Here is a 282-nt window from a genome sequence, read left to right as displayed (position 1 = left end):
ACGTGGTGCTGGCCTTTCTCGCAGGGGACGTCGTCTTGCGGTTCATTCATCCAGAAAAAAAGCCGCTTGTTGAAGTCCCGAAAAAATGGCTGATGCTTGCGCTTGCGTCGATCCCGCTCTTGCTTGCGCCCCCTGTCATCCAGCTCGTTTTATTGCTGGGGGATAGCTTTGGGCTGGCTAAAGCCTTGGTGGATGTCACGACGGAATTTCGCACCGGCCAAAGCTATGTATTCGGCGTCTTGATGGCTGTGGCTTGGTTGGTCGTGGTGTGGCGAGATGGAT

At 55.0% G+C, this 282-nt stretch carries 1 protein-coding gene; it reads left to right on the top strand.

Features of this window, described 5'->3' with window-relative positions; genetic code table 11:
- Positions 1-35: 35 nt before the first annotated feature.
- Positions 36-282 (top strand): hypothetical protein (locus SB775_RS28875; RefSeq protein WP_410864632.1); only part of this gene is annotated, 247 nt, incomplete at its 3' end.

Source organism: Peribacillus sp. SIMBA_075 (assembly GCF_046534585.1).
The sequence above is the reverse complement of the archived record's forward strand: the minus strand, read 5'-3'. Positions and strand labels throughout refer to the sequence as shown.